This window comes from Methylobacterium sp. C1 (genome assembly GCF_001854385.1).
Classification (GTDB): domain Bacteria; phylum Pseudomonadota; class Alphaproteobacteria; order Rhizobiales; family Beijerinckiaceae; genus Methylobacterium; species Methylobacterium radiotolerans.
Genome location: NZ_CP017640.1, coordinates 333,550 through 353,292, shown reverse-complemented (window position 1 = coordinate 353,292; position 19,743 = coordinate 333,550). Strand labels below are relative to the sequence as shown.

The 19,743-nt window shown below is 72.4% G+C and carries 13 protein-coding genes; 7 read left to right on the top strand and 6 right to left on the bottom strand.

Annotated elements, in window-relative coordinates:
• Positions 1–7: 7 nt before the first annotated feature.
• Positions 8–1,978, bottom strand: coding sequence for a M23 family metallopeptidase (locus tag BKE41_RS01600; protein WP_083374258.1), 1,971 nt, complete (start codon positions 1,976–1,978; stop codon positions 8–10).
• A gap of 511 nt (positions 1,979–2,489) precedes the next feature.
• On the opposite strand from BKE41_RS01600, the gene BKE41_RS01595 reads away from it, so the two are divergent.
• Positions 2,490–2,819, top strand: coding sequence for a CsbD family protein (locus BKE41_RS01595; RefSeq protein ID WP_012317303.1), 330 nt, complete (start codon positions 2,490–2,492; stop codon positions 2,817–2,819).
• 613 nt (positions 2,820–3,432) lie between these two features.
• Positions 3,433–3,693, top strand: coding sequence for a hypothetical protein (locus BKE41_RS01590; RefSeq protein ID WP_012317302.1), 261 nt, complete (start codon positions 3,433–3,435; stop codon positions 3,691–3,693).
• A gap of 64 nt (positions 3,694–3,757) precedes the next feature.
• On the opposite strand, the gene bcsS is transcribed toward BKE41_RS01590, so the two are convergent.
• Together bcsS and BKE41_RS01580 are read right to left on the bottom strand one after the other, a co-directional pair.
• Positions 3,758–4,573 (bottom strand): cellulose biosynthesis protein BcsS, encoded by an 816-nt coding sequence (gene bcsS, locus BKE41_RS01585; RefSeq protein WP_012317301.1) that lies wholly within the window; start codon positions 4,571–4,573, stop codon positions 3,758–3,760.
• Positions 4,574–4,735: 162 nt separating this feature from the next.
• A complete protein-coding gene (locus BKE41_RS01580; RefSeq protein ID WP_070998367.1) occupies positions 4,736–7,165 on the bottom strand; it encodes a response regulator in 2,430 nt (809 codons plus the stop codon).
• A 435-nt stretch (positions 7,166–7,600) separates the two neighbouring features.
• Here BKE41_RS01580 and bcsA point away from each other — a divergent pair, with 435 nt between their 5' ends.
• Genes bcsA through bcsN form a run of 5 tightly spaced genes read left to right on the top strand, consistent with a single transcriptional unit; the run spans position 7,601 to position 16,689 of the window.
• Positions 7,601–9,985 (top strand): UDP-forming cellulose synthase catalytic subunit, encoded by a 2,385-nt coding sequence (bcsA, locus tag BKE41_RS01575; RefSeq protein ID WP_012317299.1) that lies wholly within the window; start codon positions 7,601–7,603, stop codon positions 9,983–9,985.
• Positions 9,986–9,990: 5 nt separating this feature from the next.
• Complete coding sequence (locus tag BKE41_RS01570; RefSeq protein ID WP_053620694.1) at positions 9,991–12,579, top strand: cellulose biosynthesis cyclic di-GMP-binding regulatory protein BcsB; 2,589 nt, start codon at positions 9,991–9,993, stop codon at positions 12,577–12,579.
• Positions 12,576–13,730: a glycosyl hydrolase family 8 gene (locus BKE41_RS29900; protein WP_029358354.1), complete on the top strand. Its 1,155-nt coding sequence runs from the start codon at positions 12,576–12,578 to the stop codon at positions 13,728–13,730. The genes BKE41_RS01570 and BKE41_RS29900 overlap by 4 nt, the downstream gene beginning before the upstream one ends.
• Complete coding sequence (locus BKE41_RS01565; RefSeq protein ID WP_083374257.1) at positions 13,715–15,724, top strand: hypothetical protein; 2,010 nt, start codon at positions 13,715–13,717, stop codon at positions 15,722–15,724. Before BKE41_RS29900 ends, BKE41_RS01565 begins: the two co-directional genes overlap by 16 nt.
• Positions 15,721–16,689 (top strand): cellulose biosynthesis protein BcsN, encoded by a 969-nt coding sequence (gene bcsN, locus BKE41_RS01560; RefSeq protein ID WP_070998365.1) that lies wholly within the window; start codon positions 15,721–15,723, stop codon positions 16,687–16,689. Before BKE41_RS01565 ends, bcsN begins: the two co-directional genes overlap by 4 nt.
• A gap of 18 nt (positions 16,690–16,707) precedes the next feature.
• Here bcsN and BKE41_RS01555 read toward each other — a convergent pair whose 3' ends face one another.
• From BKE41_RS01555 to BKE41_RS01545, 3 genes are all read right to left on the bottom strand, one after another.
• Complete coding sequence (locus BKE41_RS01555) at positions 16,708–17,037, bottom strand: hypothetical protein (RefSeq protein WP_053620650.1); 330 nt, start codon at positions 17,035–17,037, stop codon at positions 16,708–16,710.
• An 88-nt stretch (positions 17,038–17,125) separates the two neighbouring features.
• Positions 17,126–18,637, bottom strand: coding sequence for a DUF2336 domain-containing protein (locus BKE41_RS01550; RefSeq protein ID WP_070998363.1), 1,512 nt, complete (start codon positions 18,635–18,637; stop codon positions 17,126–17,128).
• The gene (locus tag BKE41_RS01545) at positions 18,634–19,716 is read right to left on the bottom strand and encodes a lytic transglycosylase (RefSeq protein WP_070998361.1); all 1,083 of its coding nucleotides are present in this window, start codon (positions 19,714–19,716) and stop codon (positions 18,634–18,636) included. The genes BKE41_RS01550 and BKE41_RS01545 overlap by 4 nt, the downstream gene beginning before the upstream one ends.
• Positions 19,717–19,743: the final 27 nt, after the last annotated feature.

Genomic DNA, 19,743 nt, shown 5'->3' with positions numbered 1-19,743 from the left:
GACCGGCTCAGAGCGGCAGTGCGGACATCGCCAGGGCTCCGTGGTGGCGAAGTGTGTTCGTGGCCGCTACCTGCCGCTCGAAGGCCGTCATCAGCTTGGCCGATACCCCCTGGCTGTCGGGCAGGCGGATCGCCATCGGATCCAGGAAGTGGCCGTTGACGCTCACCTCGTAGTGGACGTGGGGCCCCGTCGAGAGCCCGGTCGAGCCCATATAGGCAATCACCTGCCCCTGATGGACGGCGGCGCCGGCCTGAACGCCGTGCGCGAGCCGCTGCAGGTGATTGTAGGCCGTCACGTAGCCGTTGGCGTGGTGGATCTCGACGCGGTTGCCGTAGCCGCCGCGCGGACCCGCATACGCCACCGTTCCGTCGCCCGTCGCCATGATCGGCGTGCCGGCCTTGTTGGCCCAGTCGACGCCATTGTGGAAGCGGGCGTAGTGCAGGATCGGGTGAACGCGCGTGCCGAACGGCGAGGTGATCCGCCCCTCCGCGATCGGCATGCGCATGAGGAACTTGCGGAGCGAGCTGCCCGTCTCGCTGAAGTAGCTGGCCGCCCCGGCCTCGGGCGCCTCGAACCGGTAGGCGCGGTGTTTCACGCCGTCGAGCGTCAGGGCAACGTAGCGGACCTCGGGCGGTCCACCCGCCTTCTCGCTCGGACTGAACAGCACCTCTAGCCGGTCGGACGGGTTGACCCGGTGCTGCATGTCCAGGCCGAATGCGAAGATTCCGACGATGCGCTCGGCCAGGATGCCGGGCAGTCCGTTGCGCAGGACCGCCTCGTAGATGCTCCTGTAGAGGGTCGCGCCGGAGCCGTCGCCATCGTCGCCCGTACGCGCCGCCGCGAACTGCGCGGACGGCGGCGCGACCGTGACGAAGCCGCCGGAATCCCGTTCCGCGACGATCTCCTCGACGCCCCCCGCGCCGTAGAGCGTCACGCGGCTGATCTGCCGCGCGGACTGGCCGGCGCGCGACCGGATGAGGAGCAGGTCCACATGCTGCCCCTCGGAGAGGCCGGTGCGGGCGTGGTCGCTGAAGGCGGCGAGGATGGCCTTCACGCGCGCGGGCTCGGCGCCGTTCGCCGCCAGCGTGTCGGCCAGGGTCTCGCCGCGCTTGAGCACGACGTCGCGGGTCTCGGTGAGGCTCAGGCCGGAGGCGGGCTCGGTCTCGGCGAGGTCCGTGATGTTCTCCGGAACGACCCGCACCTCGATCGCGTGAAACGGGTCATGGCCCGCATCCGCGCCGGCGGCCTTCGCGGCCCCGTCGTCCGGCGCGGCGACCAGGATCTGGGAGAGCTGCCTCTGCGGCGCGAACGGCACGGCGATCCGCGAACCCGCCTCCCGCGCAACCTGCGCCCGCGTCTCCACGAGAGCGGTGACATCCTCGTCGCTCAGGCCGGGCGCGTCGTCCGGGACCGGCGCTCCCGCGAGACCGGAGCGCGTGATCGTGACCATGGTGCCGGACGGATCGTCCTCCGGTTCGTCGGAAACCGCGGCGACCTGCCCGTCCTCGGCGAGCTGGCGCGTGGGATCGAAGGGCGGGATCTGCCCGTCGACCTCGTCGCCGGACGACAGGCTGGTCACGAGCCGCACGAAGGGCTGGGTCCGGATGATCTCGCGCGCGCCGACTTGGTGAGCCACCGGCGCGGAGAACTCCTCCCGGTCCGAGGCGACGAGCTGGTGCCGTACGAGGCGGTCGCCGCGCCGTCCGGCCACACCCTGCCCTTCCGCCACCTGGGCGGGACCCTTGCGGAACGTCGGCGGGGCGGGCCTGAGATCGGTGTCCACGGACATGCGGAGCGCCGCCCCCATCAGGGCCGCGCCGCAAGTAGCGATCAGAGAGCTGGCGCAGAGCCAGCGCCGATTCAGGCGTCGCCGGTCGAGCGGCGTCGCGCCGTCAGCCGGCGGCGCGGCAGCGCTGCTCAGCAGGGACCGGTGCAGTATGGGCAGCTCGCCGCGCGGTGCTCGTCCGCCCTGGTTCATCCGGTCCCCTCACACTCAAGCTTGCCGCTTCGGCGGTGAGTGCGGCCTGAATGAGGCTGCGGAACGCGCCTGACGCCATCGTCCGCCGGCCATGCGCATGCCTGGGTTTCCCGGTGCTCGGGTCCACGGCGCCACGGCCTGGCCTCGCCTCCGACCGGGTTGAAGGCAGCGGATTCCGGGACGACCGCCGCGCACGCGGCCGGGGGCGCCGAGCCCCCCCCGACGGGTCCAGGACCAGCCGCACGAGGTCTCGGAAGTCGCGATGCCGGACAGCCCGACGGGGCGAGTGATCGCCGCGCGTCGCGTCGACGGCACAGCGACGGCCCGTGAGCGACGAAGTCGTCGCTTCAATAGGCGACGGAACGGGGGCCCCAAGCGAATCGACCGGTGATCGCGAGCGATCTCGGGAACGGGCGGAGGCGACCGCTGTTGCCCCAGTCGCCACAAAGGGATGGGTGTTCGGCCGCCGCGGCTCCGACACCGGTCCGCGACGGATTCGGAGAGCATGGCAATGGTCGACACCGACAGGATCACGGGCGCCGCACGCGAGCTCGGCGGCAAGGTACAGGGCGCAGTCGGCGACGCGGTCGGCTCGAACCGACACTCGGTCGAGGGGCGCCTGCGCGAGGCGCAAGGCACCGCCGAGACTCTCTACGGCCAGGCCAAGGACGCCGTGCGGCACGCGGCCGACGAGGTCTCGGACCGGGCTGCCGAGGCCTACGACCGGAGCCGGCACGCCGCGTGGGAAGGCCATCAGGCATCCGTCGCGTGGCCTCACGCCTCCCTGATCTTGGCCGGTCTCGTCGGCTTCGGGCTCGGCTTCCTGGTCAGCCGTCTCTGACGCCGATCTCCGCGCGCCGCCGTCGGCTCCGCGTCGAGGGGATAGCGGCGCGCGGCCCTGTCCGAGATGGTAGCGCCGTTCGCGATCGGGTTGGGACCGAGGCCTTGGCCGAGCCCCTGCCGTCTGTGGCGCGGATGCCCCATCGCCTGCGGGGCCGGGACAGGGTGAGGGATCAATTCGTGCCGAAGGAGGATGGCCTGATCGAGCCCGCGACGGCGCGCGATCGGGAAGCGTCTTCGCTCCGACCCCAGCCCTCTCCCTCACGCATGAGGCACGGCGCGAATGCCTCGACCGGGGTCGCCGGCTTTCCATTCCGTTGCGACAGGATCGGAAGCGGCTTTAGCGGGCGCAGGCACATCTCTCCTACTCCCAAGTCGCCCCTTCGGAAGCGCCCCTCAACGCCGCTCGGACGATCTTGCCGGTGCGGCGTCCGCGCCGGCCTCCGGCGCAGGGACAGATCGGGGCTCGAGCAAACGTCGGCGACAGCCCGCGAGAACCTCGGACCAGGTCCGAGATTGGGCCGGCCGTATCCGCGCCTGTATGAGTTCTTGTTCCGATATGGAACAAAGTTCTTGGCGCTATTCTCGCTTTTGACACCGCTCAGAGGTGTCTAATGCATCAGTTTATCGGCCTATTCGCCATCTTCGTGACACTGGCTGGAGTGCTCCACACCTGGGGCGTGCCGCGCTGGGCGATCGCCGGTCTGTGCCTGATCGGTCTCGCCGGCGCGTCCGCCACGCTCATCGGCAGTCAGCCCAGGGTGGCCCCGTCGCCGATGTCACGGGTGAACGCGCTCAACGACGCGATGCAGCCGGTTTTCGAGGGCGTCTGGGACCCGCTGAGGCCCGGCCGCCTCCTGACGACGTCGCGGTAAGGTCGCCGGTCAGCGCGGTCGCAGTGGCAGCGCGCGGGTCGCTCTCGAGAGCCCGCGCATCACCCTAGAAGGTCGAGCGCGCCTCGATGCTGGAATAGTAGCCGGAGCCCTGCACCCGATCCCGGACGTACCCGGCGGCCACCGACATCTGGACGGGTCCGAAGCGGACGCCGGTCAGATGGGCACCGATGCGGTACTGGCGGAAGAAGTCGTCGCCTAGGAACAGCGCTTCAGGCCCGATATAGACGCCGTCCGCGAGCATGTAGCCCACACGCAGGCGTGAGTAGTAGGCGTTGAATTTGGTCGAGTAGGAGCCGTAGGCCGAGATCATGGTCCGGTCGGTCGGCGTCGCGTAGAAGTTGCCAGCGACCTTGAGCCCGACGCCCGTACCGACGACCGGGTTGCCCGGGTCGGGGATGGACAGCTGATTGCTGCGGACGTTGAAGCCGATAAATCCGGCGAGAGCGGCGTCCTTCCAGACCCACTCGTAACCCGCCTGAAGGGCGCCTTCCTGCTGGTAGCCGGTCACCCGCGTCGCGACGGACCTGCCGGGATACGAGTAAGTTCCCCCGATGGCGTCGACGCGGACCCGCAGGCCGTCCCGGGTGGGGGAGCCGTTGGGTGCGGCGGTGACGGTCACGGAGCCGAAGGCCGAGCTGTTCGACGTGACGCTGGTCGATCCGTCGACCGCGACGGCCCAGCTGTCGTCGACCGCCTGCTGCGAGGCACCCGTGTACCAATCGGCGCTCGCCCCCCGGGCCGGCAGGTCGGCGGCGGTCGCGTGCGTGACCGATGCGGCGGCGCAGGCGCACGAGAGAGCGAGAGCAGTCGTGAACGGCGTGAAAGGACGTCGGGCAGTCGGTTCCGCAGTCCCGCCCATATTCGCCGGCTCCGTTCAGGTACGATTTACGCTTTAACCAACACTCGGCGACAATGGTTAACATCCGATTTTGTGGTGACTGCTTCTCGATATCGGCGGCGTCATCGAGGTCGGGCGACGCGCGCTCGCGAACCGCGCGTGGCGTGCCGGAGCGCGCCGCGGTCAGGCCGCGCGGGCGCGGCTCGCCGCGGCGTCGAGGACGACCTGCAGGTCCTCGTTGCGGAAAGGCTTGTCGATCCGCAGGAAGGCGTCGGCGGATTGCGGCAGCTGGCCGTGCGGGCTGGCGAGGATGATCCGAATCTCCGGATACCGCTCGACCACCGTGGCGGCGAGCTGGAGGCCGGCCATCACCGGCATGGATTGGTCGACGATCATCGCGTCGAAGGCGGGGTCGCGGGCGAGAATCTCCAGGGCGTGCGCGCCTGAGGCGGCCTGCACCACCGCGTGGCCGAGATCGGCGAGCACCTCGGCGACGCTGGCCCGCACGAGACCGTCGCTCTCGACGAGCAGGATCTTCAGGCCCGCCGCGCGGGCCGGCGGGAGCTTGGCGACGGCCGGGGACGCGGCGGGCAGCCAGAACTCGGCCAGGAAGGGCTCGGAGTCGGTCCCGTCGCGGATCAGGCGCCAGAGGCCCCCGCTCTCGGTCACGAGGGCGGCGGCCGACGTCAGGGTCGGTCCGGTGCCGGCCGGCAGCGGCGCGGCCTCGGGGCGGCGACCGCTACTGACGAGCACCCGCACGTAGGATGCAAACGCCGCCTCGGCGCCCGCGTCCTCGGGCGCGCCCTCGACCGCCGCGATGGCGAAGCCGGCGAGGCCGGCGTCGCGGATATGGAAGGCCAAGTTGAGGAGCAGCAGTTCCAGCACGCGCTCGCTGCACAGGACGGGCGGCAACCCGGCGGGGATGCGATTGAGGACCGGCATCTCGCCGAGGGCGTTCGCGGCCAGGAATGGCAGGTAGCCTTCGAAGGTGGTGGCGAGGTCAGTCTCGGCCAGGGTGATGCTGGTCTCGTCGCCGCGCACGAGGTGCAGCATCCGGCGGGTCAGCGCCGCGCCCCGGCGCGCGCCGGCCGTAGCCCGCGCGACGAGCCGTTCCTGCTCCGGCGCGAGGGCGTGGCGGCGCGTCAGCAGCGTGAGATTCGTCAGAACGACGGTGAGGACGTCGTTGAACTCGTGGACGATGCCGTCGGTCACCCGCCGCAGAACGAGATTGCGGCGCGGCTCGACCTGCTGCGGCAGGGGCGCCGCCTCGCCGCCCGGGAGCTTGCGCATGAGGGCGAAGAGCCGTCGGTCGCCCCGGGCATCGGCGAGGCTCAGCAGCCTCACCTGAACCTGCTGCTCCGGCCAGTCGCGCAGGTGCAGGACCACGTCGTGCGGGCCGTCGGCTCCCAGGGCGGCAGCGCGCGCCCGGTCGAGAACGGGGCGGTCGTCGGCAACGAAACAGGCGGCGAACGGGGCGGCGGACGGGTTTCCGTCGCTGCCGAGCGCGGTCCGGGCATCCAGGAGGGTCCGGCCGGTGTCGGGATCGATCTCGCAGCAGGCCCAGCCGGAGACCGCCTCGAAGGTTGTCAGCCGCGCCTTGAGCCGCGCGACCTCGGACCCGGCACCGGCCATCATCAGCCCGGCGCTCCGGCGATGACCCGCGAGGACGTCCGAGAGCGCCGCGAACTCGCCGATCCACGGCAGTGGCGCCTCGGATTCGCCCGCAGCTGTCCCGCCCTCCCCCTTCATGAGGCGGCGCAGCGGTCGCGTCAGCCGCTCCCCCGCGACGTAGCCGAGGGCCGCCGCGCAGGCCACGAGGACGAGGCCGATGCCGAGCATCCGCCAGTCCGGCGGCGCGGTCCGCGCCGCGCCGGAGGGGACGGCTTGCGCTGTCACCAGCCATCCCGGGGAGCCGATCTCGGCCGCGACGCGCATCGGCGTCGTGGCCGAGGCGCCCGTTGTCCGGAACGGGCTCGGGGTCCCGGAGAGAACCCGACTGTCCGGGGTGGCGACGAGGAACGCGAGCGTCTCGGGCAGCGCCCCGGCGCGCCGCACGTCCTCCTCGACCTTGGTGAAGTAGCTCGGGTCGGCGTCGAGGCGCAGCAGGCCGTCCTGTCCGCGCTCGCCCAGCGCGACGGCCGCCCCGAACGGCGCGTCGGCCTCCGTACCGTCGCTGACCACGATGACCCCGGCCGCGCGGCCGCGCAGGAACCAGGTCTGCCGCGCGACGCTGCTGCCGATGCGGTGCTCGTCTCGGGCCGCCAGCACGGTGCCGTCGGGCGCGACGAGCACCGCGTCCCGGTAGGCCGGGTTCAGGGCGAGCCACGCGCGCAGGCGCGCGGCGCGCTGGTCGGCGGAGAGCAGGCCGTCGTCGTCGCGGAGCGTCAGAGCAGCGTTGCGCGCCTCGCCCACGGTCTGCCGCAGCCGCGCCGCGATGGCGGCGACGTAGGCGCGCGAGGCCGAGTCGACCATCTCCTGCGGGGACGAGGCGGTTCCGGGTTGGGCGGCCGGCACCACGATCAGGAGGGCGGCCGCGAACCCCGCCGCGGCGGCAATCGCCACCTGCAGCGCGTTGAGCAATCCGAGGGAGATCTTCAGCGGCTTCGCGGTCATCCGTACGCCCGGGGGTCGGTCCCGAGCGAGGCTCGATTTTCGTTAAGGGTCGATTAAGGCCCGCGGCGCACCGAGACGGCGGCACCGGGTCCAGGCCCAGCCGGCCGGCCGGAACGCCTAAATCGCAACGACTATTTGTGGCGCTCTTCCTCGCATGCGCCGGGCCATCACCGATTATCGAGAAGTTTACGAACGGATCGTTAATGTATTCAGCGTGGCGGCGCGTCTCAAGTCCGCTGCTGCAGCCAGATCCACTTCGTGACGCCGGCTCCCGACTGGGCTGGCCGCATTCCTTAGTTAGCTGTAATTTTCGATCAAGTGCATCTTGCCGGATATTGCGAATGGGTTTGTTCATTGACCTTCGTCGCTGTACAAAGCCGGCCTTAGAGCCGTTGCACCTCGATCCGAGGGTTTGTTGGCCCGGGAGGCTGTAGCGTGAGGCAGGCGTTGCGTTGGCTGGCCTGGGTTGGGGCGACAGTCGCCAGCCTCGCCTTGCTCAGCCAGCCCGTCGGGACGCAGGCCCAGCTCGCCATGAGCCTCGCCGCCATGGCGGTGATGATCGTGCTGTGGGCGGTGCTCGACGGGCCGCGAACGCGGTTCGTCTTCATGGCGCTCGGCAGCCTCGTGGTGCTGCGCTACATCCTGTGGAGGCTCACCAACACCCTGCCCTCGCCGGGCGACCCGGTCAGCTTCGGGTTCGGCCTGATCCTGCTGGTGGCCGAGCTCTACTGCGTCTTCATCCTGTTCGTCAGTCTGATCATCAACGCGGACCCGCTGCGGCGCGACCCGCCGCCGGCGGCCCCGGCGGCCGACCTTCCCACGGTCGACGTGTTCGTGCCGAGCTACAATGAGGACACTTCGATCCTCGCCATGACCCTGGCGGCGGCGCGGCAGCTGAACTACCCGCCCGACAAGCTCACCGTGTGGTTGCTTGATGACGGTGGCACTGACCAGAAGTGCAGCGATGCCGACCCGGCCAAGGCCGCGGCGGCGCGCGCCCGCCGGGGCGAGCTGCAAGCGCTGTGCGACGAGCTCGGCGCCCGCTACCTCACCCGCGCCCGCAACGAGCACGCGAAGGCGGGCAACCTCAACAACGGCCTCGCCCAGGCCCGGGGCGACCTCGTGGCGGTGCTCGACGCCGACCACGTCCCGTTCCGCTCGTTCCTGACCGAGACCGTCGGCTACTTCGCGCAGGACCCGCGCCTGTTCCTCGTCCAGACGCCGCACGCGTTCCTCAACCCCGACCCGGTCGAGCGCAACCTGCGAACCTTCGAGCGCATGCCCTCGGAGAACGAGATGTTCTACGCGGTCACGCAGCGCGGCCTCGACAAGTGGAACGGCTCGTTCTTCTGCGGGTCGGCGGCCCTGCTGCGGCGCACCGCTCTCGACGAAGCCGGCGGCTTCTCGGGCATCACCATCACGGAGGATTGCGAGACCGCTTTCGAGCTGCACTCGCGCAATTGGACCAGCGCCTACGTCGACAAGCCGCTGATCGCCGGCCTTCAGCCGGACACGCTGGCGGACTTCATCGGCCAGCGCTCGCGCTGGTGCCAGGGGATGTTCCAGATCCTGCTCCTGAAGAACCCGGTCTTCCAGAAGGGCCTCAAGCCCATCCAGAAGATCGCCTACCTCTCCAGCATGACCTTCTGGTTCTTCCCGATCCCGCGGCTGATCTTCATGTTCGCGCCGCTGCTGCACATCTTCTTCGACCTGAAGATCTTCGTGGCAAGCGTGGACGAGTCGATCGCCTACACGCTGACCTACATCGTCATCAACCTGATGATCCAGAACTACGTCTACGGCAAATTCCGCTGGCCGTTCGTGTCGGAGCTCTACGAGTACATTCAGGGCGTCTACCTGGCCAAGGCGATCGTCTCGGTCATCGCCTCGCCGCGCAAGCCGACCTTCAATGTCACCAACAAGGGCGCGACCCTCGACCACGACCATATCTCGTCGCTCGCCCTGCCGTTCTTCCTGATCTACCTGCTCCTGATGCTCGGCTGCGCGGTCGCGGCGTGGCGCTACCTGTACGAGCCCGGCGTGACCAACCTGATGCTGGTGGTCGGGCTCTGGAACTTCTTCAACCTGCTCACCGCGGGCGCGTCGCTCGGGGTCTGCGCCGAGCGGCGCCAGCTCGAACGCACGCCGTCGCTGGCGATCGATCGCCGCGGGGTCCTCAGCCTCTCCGGGCACAGCGTCGACGTGGCGATCGAGCGGGTCTCCGCGGACGCCTGCACCCTGCGCCTCCTCAGCGGCGCCCTCGATCCGGGTCTCACCCGCCCGCCGCTGCGGGGCGCGCTCAGCGTCGAGCCGACGGCCGGGGCACGCCGGGCCGCGCCGCTGCCGGTCCATCTGGAGCATGCGACGCGCGACGGCCCTGAGCTCGTCATGCGGGTGAATTTCGGCACGCTGGCGGTTCGCGACTACCCGGCGCTCGCGGGCCTCATGTACGGCGACGCCGAGGCGATGCGCCGTTTCCAACTGCGGCGGCGGCGGCACAAGGACATCCCCACCGGCACGCTGCAATTCGCGTGGTGGGGTCTCGTCGAGCCGATCCGCGCCCTGCGCTATCTCCTGGCCAGCCGGCGCCCGCGGCCCGTCGAGATCGAGGAGGCTCCGGTCTACGACGCGCCGTCGGCGGCCGTCGCCCCGACGCCGTCCGTCCCGGCCGCGGCGACGGCCGGTGCGGCGCCGACACTGCCCACGGCCGCCAAACCCACCGACGTCGAGAGCGGGGACGACTGGGTCCGCCTGATGATGGATTACGAGAACGAGCGCACCCTGGCCGAGCTTCGCGGCCGGCGCACGAGCGCGGCGTGACGGCGATGGCGACCCGGCTGCGCCTCCCCGTGCTGGGGCTGCTGGTCTGTCTCGCGAGCGGGCCGGCCCTCGGCCAAAGCTTCCTGGGCACGGGCCCCGCGGAGCGGCTGACGGTCCCGCCCAGCGGCAACGCCCTGCGCGCGCCGTCCGAGGATGGGGCAAGCCCCGCGCGCCGGCCGGACGCCGCGGCGGCGGAGCCGAAATCGACGCCGCGACCGCCCGAGCCGCCGCGGGCCGCCGCGCCGCAGACGGTGCCGCGCGCGGTGATCCAGTCGACGATCGCGCCGGCGCGTCGGCTTCCGTCCGGCCCGCGCGGCTTCCGCCTGACCGGCGAGGAGGATTCCCTGCGCTACCCGGTCTACCTCACCGACGCGCAGACGCGGGGACCGGTGAGGCTGCGCCTCTCGTATCTCTCGGCGATCTCGGTGGCGCCGGAGAGCTCCGAGCTCGCCGCCTTCGTCAACGGCGCGAAGGTCGGCTGGACCCGCATCCAGGCGCCCGGCGCCGTGAAGGTGGTGGAGTTCGCCATTCCCGACGGCGTGCTGAAGGCCGGCTTCAACGCCGTGACCTTCACCGCCAGCCAGCGCCACCGGGTCGACTGCTCGGTCGGCGCGACCTACGAATTGTGGACGCAGATCGACCCGTCGCGGTCCGGCCTCGTGGTGGGAACGGCGACCGACATGGACGTCCGGTCACTCGCTGCCGCGGAGCCCGACGAGAGCGGCGCCCTGCCGATCCAGGTCATCCTGAATGAGCGTCCGAACCTGGCCCGCCTGGAGCGCATGATCGAGGCGGCGCAGGCCCTCGCGCTCGTGGGGCGGGTCGCCCGGCCGACCGTGACCTTCGGGCCGCCCCTGCAGGGCCGCAACGGCATCAACCTCGTCGTCGGCACCGCCTCCGAGATCGCCGGCGTCGAAGGCGTCTCCGAACTCGGCCCGATCACCGGGCCCCGCCTCGCCATGCTGCCGACGCGGCCGAACACTCCGCCGACCCTGGTGGTCACCGGGGCCCGCGATGAGGACGTCCGTCAGGCCATCACCAATCTCGCCGTCCCGGCCGACACCGGGACGCCGAACGGGCTGAAGGCGGTGCAACTCTTCCGCGGCTACATGGTACAGGGCGGCGAGAACCTGACGCTCGACCGGCTCGGCGCGACGTCCCGCGAGTTCTCGGGCCGGCTGCTCCATGTCGGCTTCGCCCTTCGCTTTCCCGGTGATTTCGTCCCGGCCGATTACGGCAAGGTCATGCTGCACCTCGCTGGGGCGTACGTGGCCGGGCTCTCCTCGGACGCCCGCATCGTCATCGACATCAACGGACGCAACGCGGCCAGCGTCCCGCTCCCCGACGCGCGCGGCGAGGTGTTCGACGACAGCGCGATACCCCTGCCCTTCAGCCTGTGGCGTCCTGGGGTGAACCACGTGGAGATCTCGGCGCAGCTGCCGAACGCCGCCGACCAGGTCTGCGACACCCTGAGCCCCGCGGCCAAGCAGGCGCGCTTCCTGTTCCTCGACCGCTCCCGGATCGAGATCCCGCACTTCGCCCGGGCGGCGCGCAGCCCCGACCTCGCGGCGATCAAGGGCGGCGCCGTGCCGTTCGTCGTCCCGGGACGGCGCCCGCGCCTCGTGCTGCCGACGCCCGACCGCGACAGCGCCGACGCGGCCGCGACTCTCGCGGCCCGGCTGGCCATGGCCGCCGAGCGGGTCATCGATTTCGAGGTGGTGACCCAGCAGCAGGTTGCGTCCGATACCAGCCAGCTCGTCGTCGCGCCCGCCCGTGCCCTCGACCCCGCGCTCCTCGAGGCGGTCGGTTTCGATCCGCAGCAGGTTCAGCGAGTCTGGGAAGGCCGCGCCGATATGGTCGCCACACCGGGCCAGTTCGGCCCCGAGGGCGTGCTCACCCTCGATCGCCTGCGTCGCAACCTGCCGATGCGCTGCGCCCTGCCCACCCTGATCCCGCAGGTGCGCCCGGCTCAGCCCGCTCAGGCACCGGCGTCCCAGAGCGAGGCGAGCGCCGCGCCCGCGCCGACCTCGGCTACCGTCCCGGCCACCGCTCCAGGCTCCTCCTCGGACCGTGAGCTCATCGACCGCTGGGAGGCGTCGACGCGCGGCTCGCGCCAGATCTGGGCCGCCCTCGACTCCGTCTGGAACGAGATCACCGGGACGGCGCGCTCCCTGCGCCAGACGGTGACGGCGCAGGTGAAGCCGGACGAGACAGTGGAGGTCCCGGCCACGGCCTCGCTGCTCATCGCCGAGGGTCCGCCGGTCCAGTCGAGCAACACCGTGATCGTCACCGCGCCGAACGCGTCCCTGCTGAAGGCGTCCGTCTCCTGCCTCGTCGACCCCGTGGTCTGGGCGAGGCTCGGCGGCAGCGCCGCCTTCCTCGACGCGTCGAACGGCACGCTGGTGACGTCCCGGTCCGAGCGGATCGAGATCGTCGAGACGCAGCCGCGATCCCTGGCCAACCTGCGCCTCGTGTCCGCGGCGTGGCTGTCGATCAACACGGAATACTACGTCGGCATGACCCTCGCGATGGCCCTCTGCCTCGGCCTCGCGACCACGAGCCTCGTGCGCAACGTCGGCAGGAAGAACTCATGAGCCGCCGCGACCGCGCCCCTCTCGCCGCGGCCTTCCTCGTCGCGGCGATGCTGCCCGCGGCCGCGGTCTCGACGCAGGACGAGCCTGCCGTGCCACCGAGTACCGCGCAACCGGGCACGCAGCCCGCTCAAACCGCCAGGGCGGCGAGCCCCGGCCTCGCCGGCAAGCTCGGCAATGACGCCGCATGGCGCGCCTACCGCTCCCGGTTCATCACCGATCAGGGTCGCGTGGTGGACACCGCCAACGGTCTGATCAGCCACAGCGAGGGCCAGGGCTACGGCATGCTGCTCGCCGTGGCGGCGGGCGACCGGGTCAGCTTCGAGCGGATCTGGGGCTGGACCCGCGCCAACCTGATGGTCCGCGGCGACGAATTGCTGGCGTGGCGCTGGTCGCCCGACAAGCGGCCGGCGGTGAGCGACATGAACAACGCCACCGACGGGGACATCCTCGTCGCCTGGGCCCTCACCGAGGCGGCCGAGGCCTGGAACGAGCCGAGCTACCGCACCGCGGCCCGTCGGATCGCCATCGAGTTCGGGCGCAAGACCATCCTGTTCCGTGACCCGCACGGGGCGCTGCTGCTCCCCGCGGTCTCGGGCTTCTCGGCCCGCGAGCGCCCGGACGGCCCGCTGGTCAACCTCTCCTACTGGATCTTCCCGGCCTTCCCGCGCCTCGCCCTGGTGGCGCCGGAATACGACTGGGCGGCCCTGACGCGCAGCGGCCTCTCCCTGCTGCGGCAGTCCCGCTTCGGTCCGAGCAACCTGCCCACCGAGTGGATCTCCGCCAAGGACGCTCCGCACCCCGCAACCGGCTTCCCGCCCCTGTTCTCCTACAACGCCATCCGCGTCCCGCTCTATCTCGCCTGGGCGGGGCTGGTGCGGCCCGACGACCTCGCGCCGTTCCAGGCCCTGTGGTCGAGTTCTGACCGGGAGCGGCTGCCGATCGTCGACACCGGCGACGGGCGGAAGGTCGAGTGGCTCACCGAGGCCGGCTACATGGGGATCCCCGCCCTGGTGGCCTGCGCCCTCGACGGCACGCCCTTTCCGGAGGATGCCCGGGGCGACATCGGCAACCAGAACTATTATCCGGCGACCCTGAGCCTCCTCGCCCTGACCGCGGCCCGCATGCGCTACCCGTCATGCCTGAAGTCCTGAAGGGCCCTCCGCCGGCCCGGGTGCGACCGGCCGCCCCCTGCCTCCTACTCCTCGCGCTCGCCGCCTCGCCGGCCGCGGCGCAGGTCGACGCGCGTTCCGGACAACCGCCGCAGCCCTCCGCCGCGCCGACGCGGACCGAGCCCCGGATCGTCTACGGCGACGGCCCGCGCGCGCCGGCGATCCTGGCCGACCCGGCCACGTCCCGCACGACCAACATGGTCGACGAGAGCGCGCTCCGCTACTACGCGGCCCAGAAGCAGACGGCGCGGATGAAGGCCGAGATCGCCCGCCTGAAGCGTCTCTATCCGGGCTGGAACGAGCCGCCGGACCTCGACGCGCTGCAGCCGAGCCCGGCCGAGGAGGCGCCCCTGTGGGATCTCTTCACCGCGGGGCGGTTCGACGACCTCCGCACGGCGATCGCCGCACGCCGCTCGATCGATCCCGCGTGGCAGCCCTCCGAGGAGCTGGCGCGCAAGCTTCGCCGGGCCGAATTCCGCTCCCGGATCACGGCGCTCACCGGCAAGGAGGCCGACGCGATCATCGACCTCTACCGGGCCGATCCCGGCGCCCTCGACCCCCTCGACGTCCAGAGCATCTGGACGGTCGCGGACGCCCTGGGCGATTCCGGCTCGGGCGACGAGGCGTTCGAGCTCTATAAGTCGATCCTCGACGGCAGCGCCGATTCCGGGGTGCGCCTCGCCACCATCCAGAAGGCGATGGCGCATCTGCGCATGGCGCAGGCGGAGCGCCTGATCGAGATGGGTCACCGCGGCGCGAACGGGGCCTCGGAGTTCGACGCGATCCGCCTCGACATCACCCGCGCGCGGATCGCCGCCTTCCTGCACGAGGAGAGCGCCGAGACCCCGTCCCCGGCCGATCTCGCGGCTTTCCAGGCCGTCGCGCGCAAGAGCGGAGATCCGAGCCAGACCAGCCTGCTCGGCTGGTACGCCTACAAGCGCCGCCAGTTCCGGGAGGCGCTCGAGTGGTTCAAGCAGGCGATCGCCCGGGGCGGTGACGCCATGGTCGCCCACGGTCTCGCCCTGACCCTGCGCCAGCTCGACATGCCGCGCGAGGCCGAGGAGGTCGCTTACGCGTGGCGCGACCGGTTCGTTGGCAACGAGCTGCTCTACATCGACATCCTGGAGCAGAAGCTGACGTTGCCCCGTCCGCCCGCGATCGAGCCGGCGCGCATCGCGCGCTACGCCCAGGTCGTGACGGCCTCCACCTCGGGCGAAGGCGCCCAGGGGCTCGCGTGGTACGCCTACAATTCCTGCCAGTTCGACACGGCGCTGGAATGGTTCCAGCGGGCCGTCGCCTGGATGCCCAGCGAGGGAACCGTCTTCGGCTACGCCCTCACGTTGCAGCGGCTGAAGCGGCAGCGGCCCTTTTTAGAGGTCGTGAACCGCTACGACGGCCTCTTTCCGAAGGTGGTCGACCTGCTGTTCCGCGAGACGACAGGCGGGCCGCCGCTGCCCTGCGAACCCGCGTCCTCGACCGCCGCGGCCGCGCCCGGGCGGCACGCGGCTCCCGCGACGCGTGCCGAGACGCCGACGGCCAACCGGGTGCCGCGGCCGGACCTGCCTTCGGTCGCGGCGGACACCAAACCGCTCGCCGTCCAGCGCGGCGAATTTCCCCTGGCGGTCTCCTTGGAGAACGCGCTCCGCTACCCGCCGCCGGGGCTCGTGCGCGCCCTGGCCGAGCCCGTCCCCGCGGGGACCTACGTCCGTGAGCCCGCGACCCAGGCGCCGCCCCTCGTGGCCCGGCGCGTACCCGGCGCGGGGCCGATGCCCTACGAGCGGTTCGGCTACGCCCTGCTGCCCGACTATCGTGGCATCGATAAACCGGAATTCCTGTCGCCGCCTGCCGCCGGGACCCTGTGGCAGGACCAGCAGGCCGAGCGCGGGCGGTCCGAGAACTCGGAAGGGAAGCGGTTCCAGATGCCCGGCCGCTCGGCCTACGACACATCCGCCACGACCGAGCGGACCACCCCGTGAGGCGCGCGGCGATCCGCTCGGTCCGGCTCTTTGCCGTGGCGTGGCTCCTGCTGCCTGCCGGCGCGCGGGCGCAGACGGTGCCGGTCCTGACGCTGCCCGGCGCCGGGGCGCTGACCGCGGTGATCGAGACCCGCGAGCGCGACGGGTTCGACCAGCGGTTGCGCTACGCCGGCGGCGACGGTCGCAATCACGCCGAGATCGCCCTGCGGCGGGAGACGGCGGACCTGCTCCTCGCCTTCCCGCCGCGGCTGGCCAAGCCCAGCGAGTTCGGGATCGCGGGTGAGATCGCCGTCCGGTTCCCCGGGCAGGCGATGACGGTGCGGCCGCCGCTCCGGAACGCCTACGGCCCGGTGGGCATCGCGCTGGGTACCGACTGCCTCTACGCGTGGCAGTGGATCGGGGGCGGCCGCGGCGCCGCTGTCGCCGGCGGGCAGCCGCCCGCTCTGTTCCAGGCGGAGCCGACCGCGCGCCGCGCGATCTCCCTGCGGATCCGGCTGTGCCGCACCGCCGACGCGAGCCTCGGGGACCTCGTGCGGTCGGTGGAGAGCCTCCGGATCACCTTGCCGGGCACCCGCCCGCCGCCGGCCGTCGTGCGCGAGCGGCCGCGCCGGGCCGTGCCCCGAACCGTCGTCCGGCGCCCGAGCCGACCGGCCGCGGCCGAGGCGCGGAAGGACGAGGCCCCGCCGCCCCGGGCGCCCGCCGCGCCACCGCCGCAGACGCCGGTGGCGCCGCCCGTCGCGCCGCCCGTCGCACCCCCTCCCAGCGCCGCGACGCCGGATCAGAAGCGGTACATCGTACCGCCAACCCCCCAGGCCCCCGCGGCGGTCCTGCCGGAGCCGGGCGGCCAGCGCTACATCACGGAGGGGAGCGGCAGCGGGATCGCGCCCAAGCCTGCCCCGGGGCAAGCCCCCGGCGAGACGTTCTTCCGCGACCTGCCGCCGGAGGCCTATCGGCCGCCCAATTGAGCCTGCCGGACTGCGTCATCAGAGCACGAAACGCCCCAGCTCGTTGGCCGGGAAGGTGCGGAAGCGCCGGTATCCGCTCTGCACGGCCTGGGCGACGGCCGCGATGCCCTCGAGATCGCCCCGGTCGGCCCGACGCGAATCCTCTTCGGTGAGGACGAGGCCCACCGTGATCGAGACCGCGCCGATCGCGACCGGCACGGCGAGAACGTGGCGGCCGGTCTGACCGTCGGAAGCGGCCACGTCGACCGCGTAGAGGCTGAACCGGTAGGCGCGCTCCGCGATCAGCGTCCGTGCCGCCGCCAGGACGTAGCGCGGCTCCGCTCCCGGGAGCCGACGGTATCGGGACATGTCCGGTGCTATCACCCCACCGCGAGACCTGACGTTGCTGGACGGGACGCGGGGCTCGGAAGCCCCCGTGCGGCCGGCGCCGCGACGATCAGGCGGCGATGCGCTCCGGCTTGTCCGCGCTCGCGTCGGGCTCCGGCTCCGCGCGGCCTTGGCTGGCGCGGAAATGATCGAGGAGGCTGTCGCCGAGGCCGTCGAGCACGAGGTCGGTCGCGGCCTGGACCTCCGGGTCCAACCCCTCCGGGCGATACCAGGCCAGGATCTGTTCGGGCAGCGCGTCGAGGATCGCGCCGACCGGGTTGACCGGCTCGACCTCGGGCGGGACGTCCGCGGTTTCGGGGACCGCGACGACGAGCGGGGCTTCCGTATCGGCCTCCTTCGCGAAGGCGGTCGAGCGCTGGGTCTCCAGGGCGGCGCGCCACGCGGCGTCGGCGGCCTCGGCCTCCCGGCGGGCCGTCTCGCGCGCCAGCGCCTGGGCGGCGATGGCGCGCGCCACCTCGCGGGCCTCGTCGCGCGCCGCCTCGGCCTCGTAGCGGTTGAGCAGCGCGATCACCGGATGCATGTCCGGATCCGACAGGTCACCGCAGGCCGCGATGGCGGACTCGATGAGGCGCCGGGACAGGCCGGTCCCGCGAACGGGGGCCGCCTCGCGGACGAGATCCTGCCACGCGGACAGCGCCGCCTGCATCGCCGGCAGGAGCGCGCCGGGCAGCCCGGCGCGGTCGTGCAGGTCGGCAAACAGGCGCGGGTCGCGCATGGCCCGGGCGACGCCGGCATGATCCTGGCCCGACAGGTCGGCCAGGGCGGCCAGGGCGAAGTCCGTCCGGCCGGACAGCACGGCGCGCAGGATCAGGCCCGCGGTCAGCTGGCGGGTCGCGCGCAGGTGCGTCACCAGCCGCGTGACGGCGGCCGCGCCGAAGCCGTCGCAGGCCTCGAGCGCCACCCGCTCGCCGGCCTCGCGGCTCATCCGGTCGCAGCGCTCGGCGCCGAGCCAGGCGCGGTCGGTGACGAACCCCGTCAGCGCCCGCGCCACCGCGATCCCGAGGGCGTGGCGCACTTCCGGAGGCAGGTCGGCGCGGGTGAGGAGTGCCTCGCGCAAGGCGGCCTCGTCGCCCCGCCGCTCGATCATGCGCAGCATCCGGCCCGCGGTGATCTTCGCCGTCGGATTGGCCGCGAGCACGACCAGCGTGTCGGTCTCGCCGATCTCGGAGAGCGCGCCCGCGACCGCGTGGGACAGGTGGTGCCGGGCGGCGATCACCGCGCGGGTCGATTCGTCGCCGAGGGCGGCCGCGTCCACGAGGTCGGCATCGGTGAGGACCGGCGACCGCGCGAGCACCGGCCGCGCCACTTCCGGAACGTCGCAGGACAGGGCGACGACCAGCGGCCGCGGTGTCCGCGCCGAGGCGGCGCAGGTCTCGGCGAGCGCCCGGCGCACCCGGGGCGACGGGTCGTCGAGGAGCGCGAGCAGCGCGGTCTTGGCCTCCCAGGCCGCCTCGGCGCCCAGGTCGCCGTACAGGTAGGTCCGGGCCAGCGTCGCGGTCGCCTCGGCCCGGCGCTCGGCCGAGGCGTCCTGAGTCCAGGCCAGAAAGTCGCGGATGATCATCGACCGCTCCGGGGCGCGAACAGGCTGGTCCTGTTGCCGGACATGGACGCTGCGGCCGCGAGTTCCGCGGGTCGGCGGGGCGGCAGCGGCGGATTGAGGAGGGCGGCGCCCGGCGGCGTCGCCGGTTCGCTGAGGGCGCCCGTGACGTCGGGCTCCACGGCGGCGACGCGCGGCGGCGGTTCCGAGTCGGAGCGCGGGAAGTAGGTGGGCGCCGCGTGCTGCACCGGCGCAGCGCCGTTGCGCGCCTGCCAGAGTCGGGCCGCGGCGTCGGAGGCCGCGCCGCGCTGGTCCGTCTGGAAGAGGCTGCGCAGATCCGAGGTCCCGCCGAAGGCGGTCGCCGCGCTGGCGTAGGCCGACACGGCATGCGGCGCCGCGGCGCCGTCCTGGCGCAGGCCGGTCAGGTCGGTGGCGGCGGCGCCCTGGGCCGCCGCCGCGAGGCTGGCATAGAGTTCGGCGGCGCTTCGCGGCCGGCCGGCGCGGTCGTAGAACAGCGCCCGGTTGGCGCCGGCCGCCTCCGGCAGGTCGAGGGCGGCGGCGCGCTCCGGAAAGGCGCGGGCGGTCGAGATCAGGGCGGCCGCGCCCTTCGCGCCCAGCACGTGCGCCGCGTAGAGATCGCCCGCGGTCGGCTCACGGCCGAGGGCGCTCGTGAGGGCGTCGGCGTTCTGCTGAGTCAGGGCGCCGGCCAGCGTCGCGGAGATCTTGGGATCGCGGCGCAGGTCGAGGATCGCCTGCCGCTGGCTCGCGTCGGGCACCGTGTAGGTGCCGTCCGACTGCCGGGTGATGGCGTCGGCCTGCGCCTGCAGCCCGAGCCGCGGCCCGGCATTCTTCATCACCCCGAGCCAAGTCTGCTCGATGAACTGGAACAGGCCGGTGGCCGAGGAGGTCCCGGCCTTGGCCGCGGGATCGAGGGCGGATTCGCGCCGCGCCGTGGCGAGGAGATAGTCGAAGCCGACGCCGCTCGCCGTCGCCCCGTCACGGATGGCCTGGACCACCGGCCCGGAGGCGGGCGTGCCCGGCAGCGCCCGCGCCTGGGGCGGCGGGTTCTCCGGTGGGCTCGACGGCGTGGTGAACAGGAACATCCGGGCGGGCACGGTGCTGGAGACCGC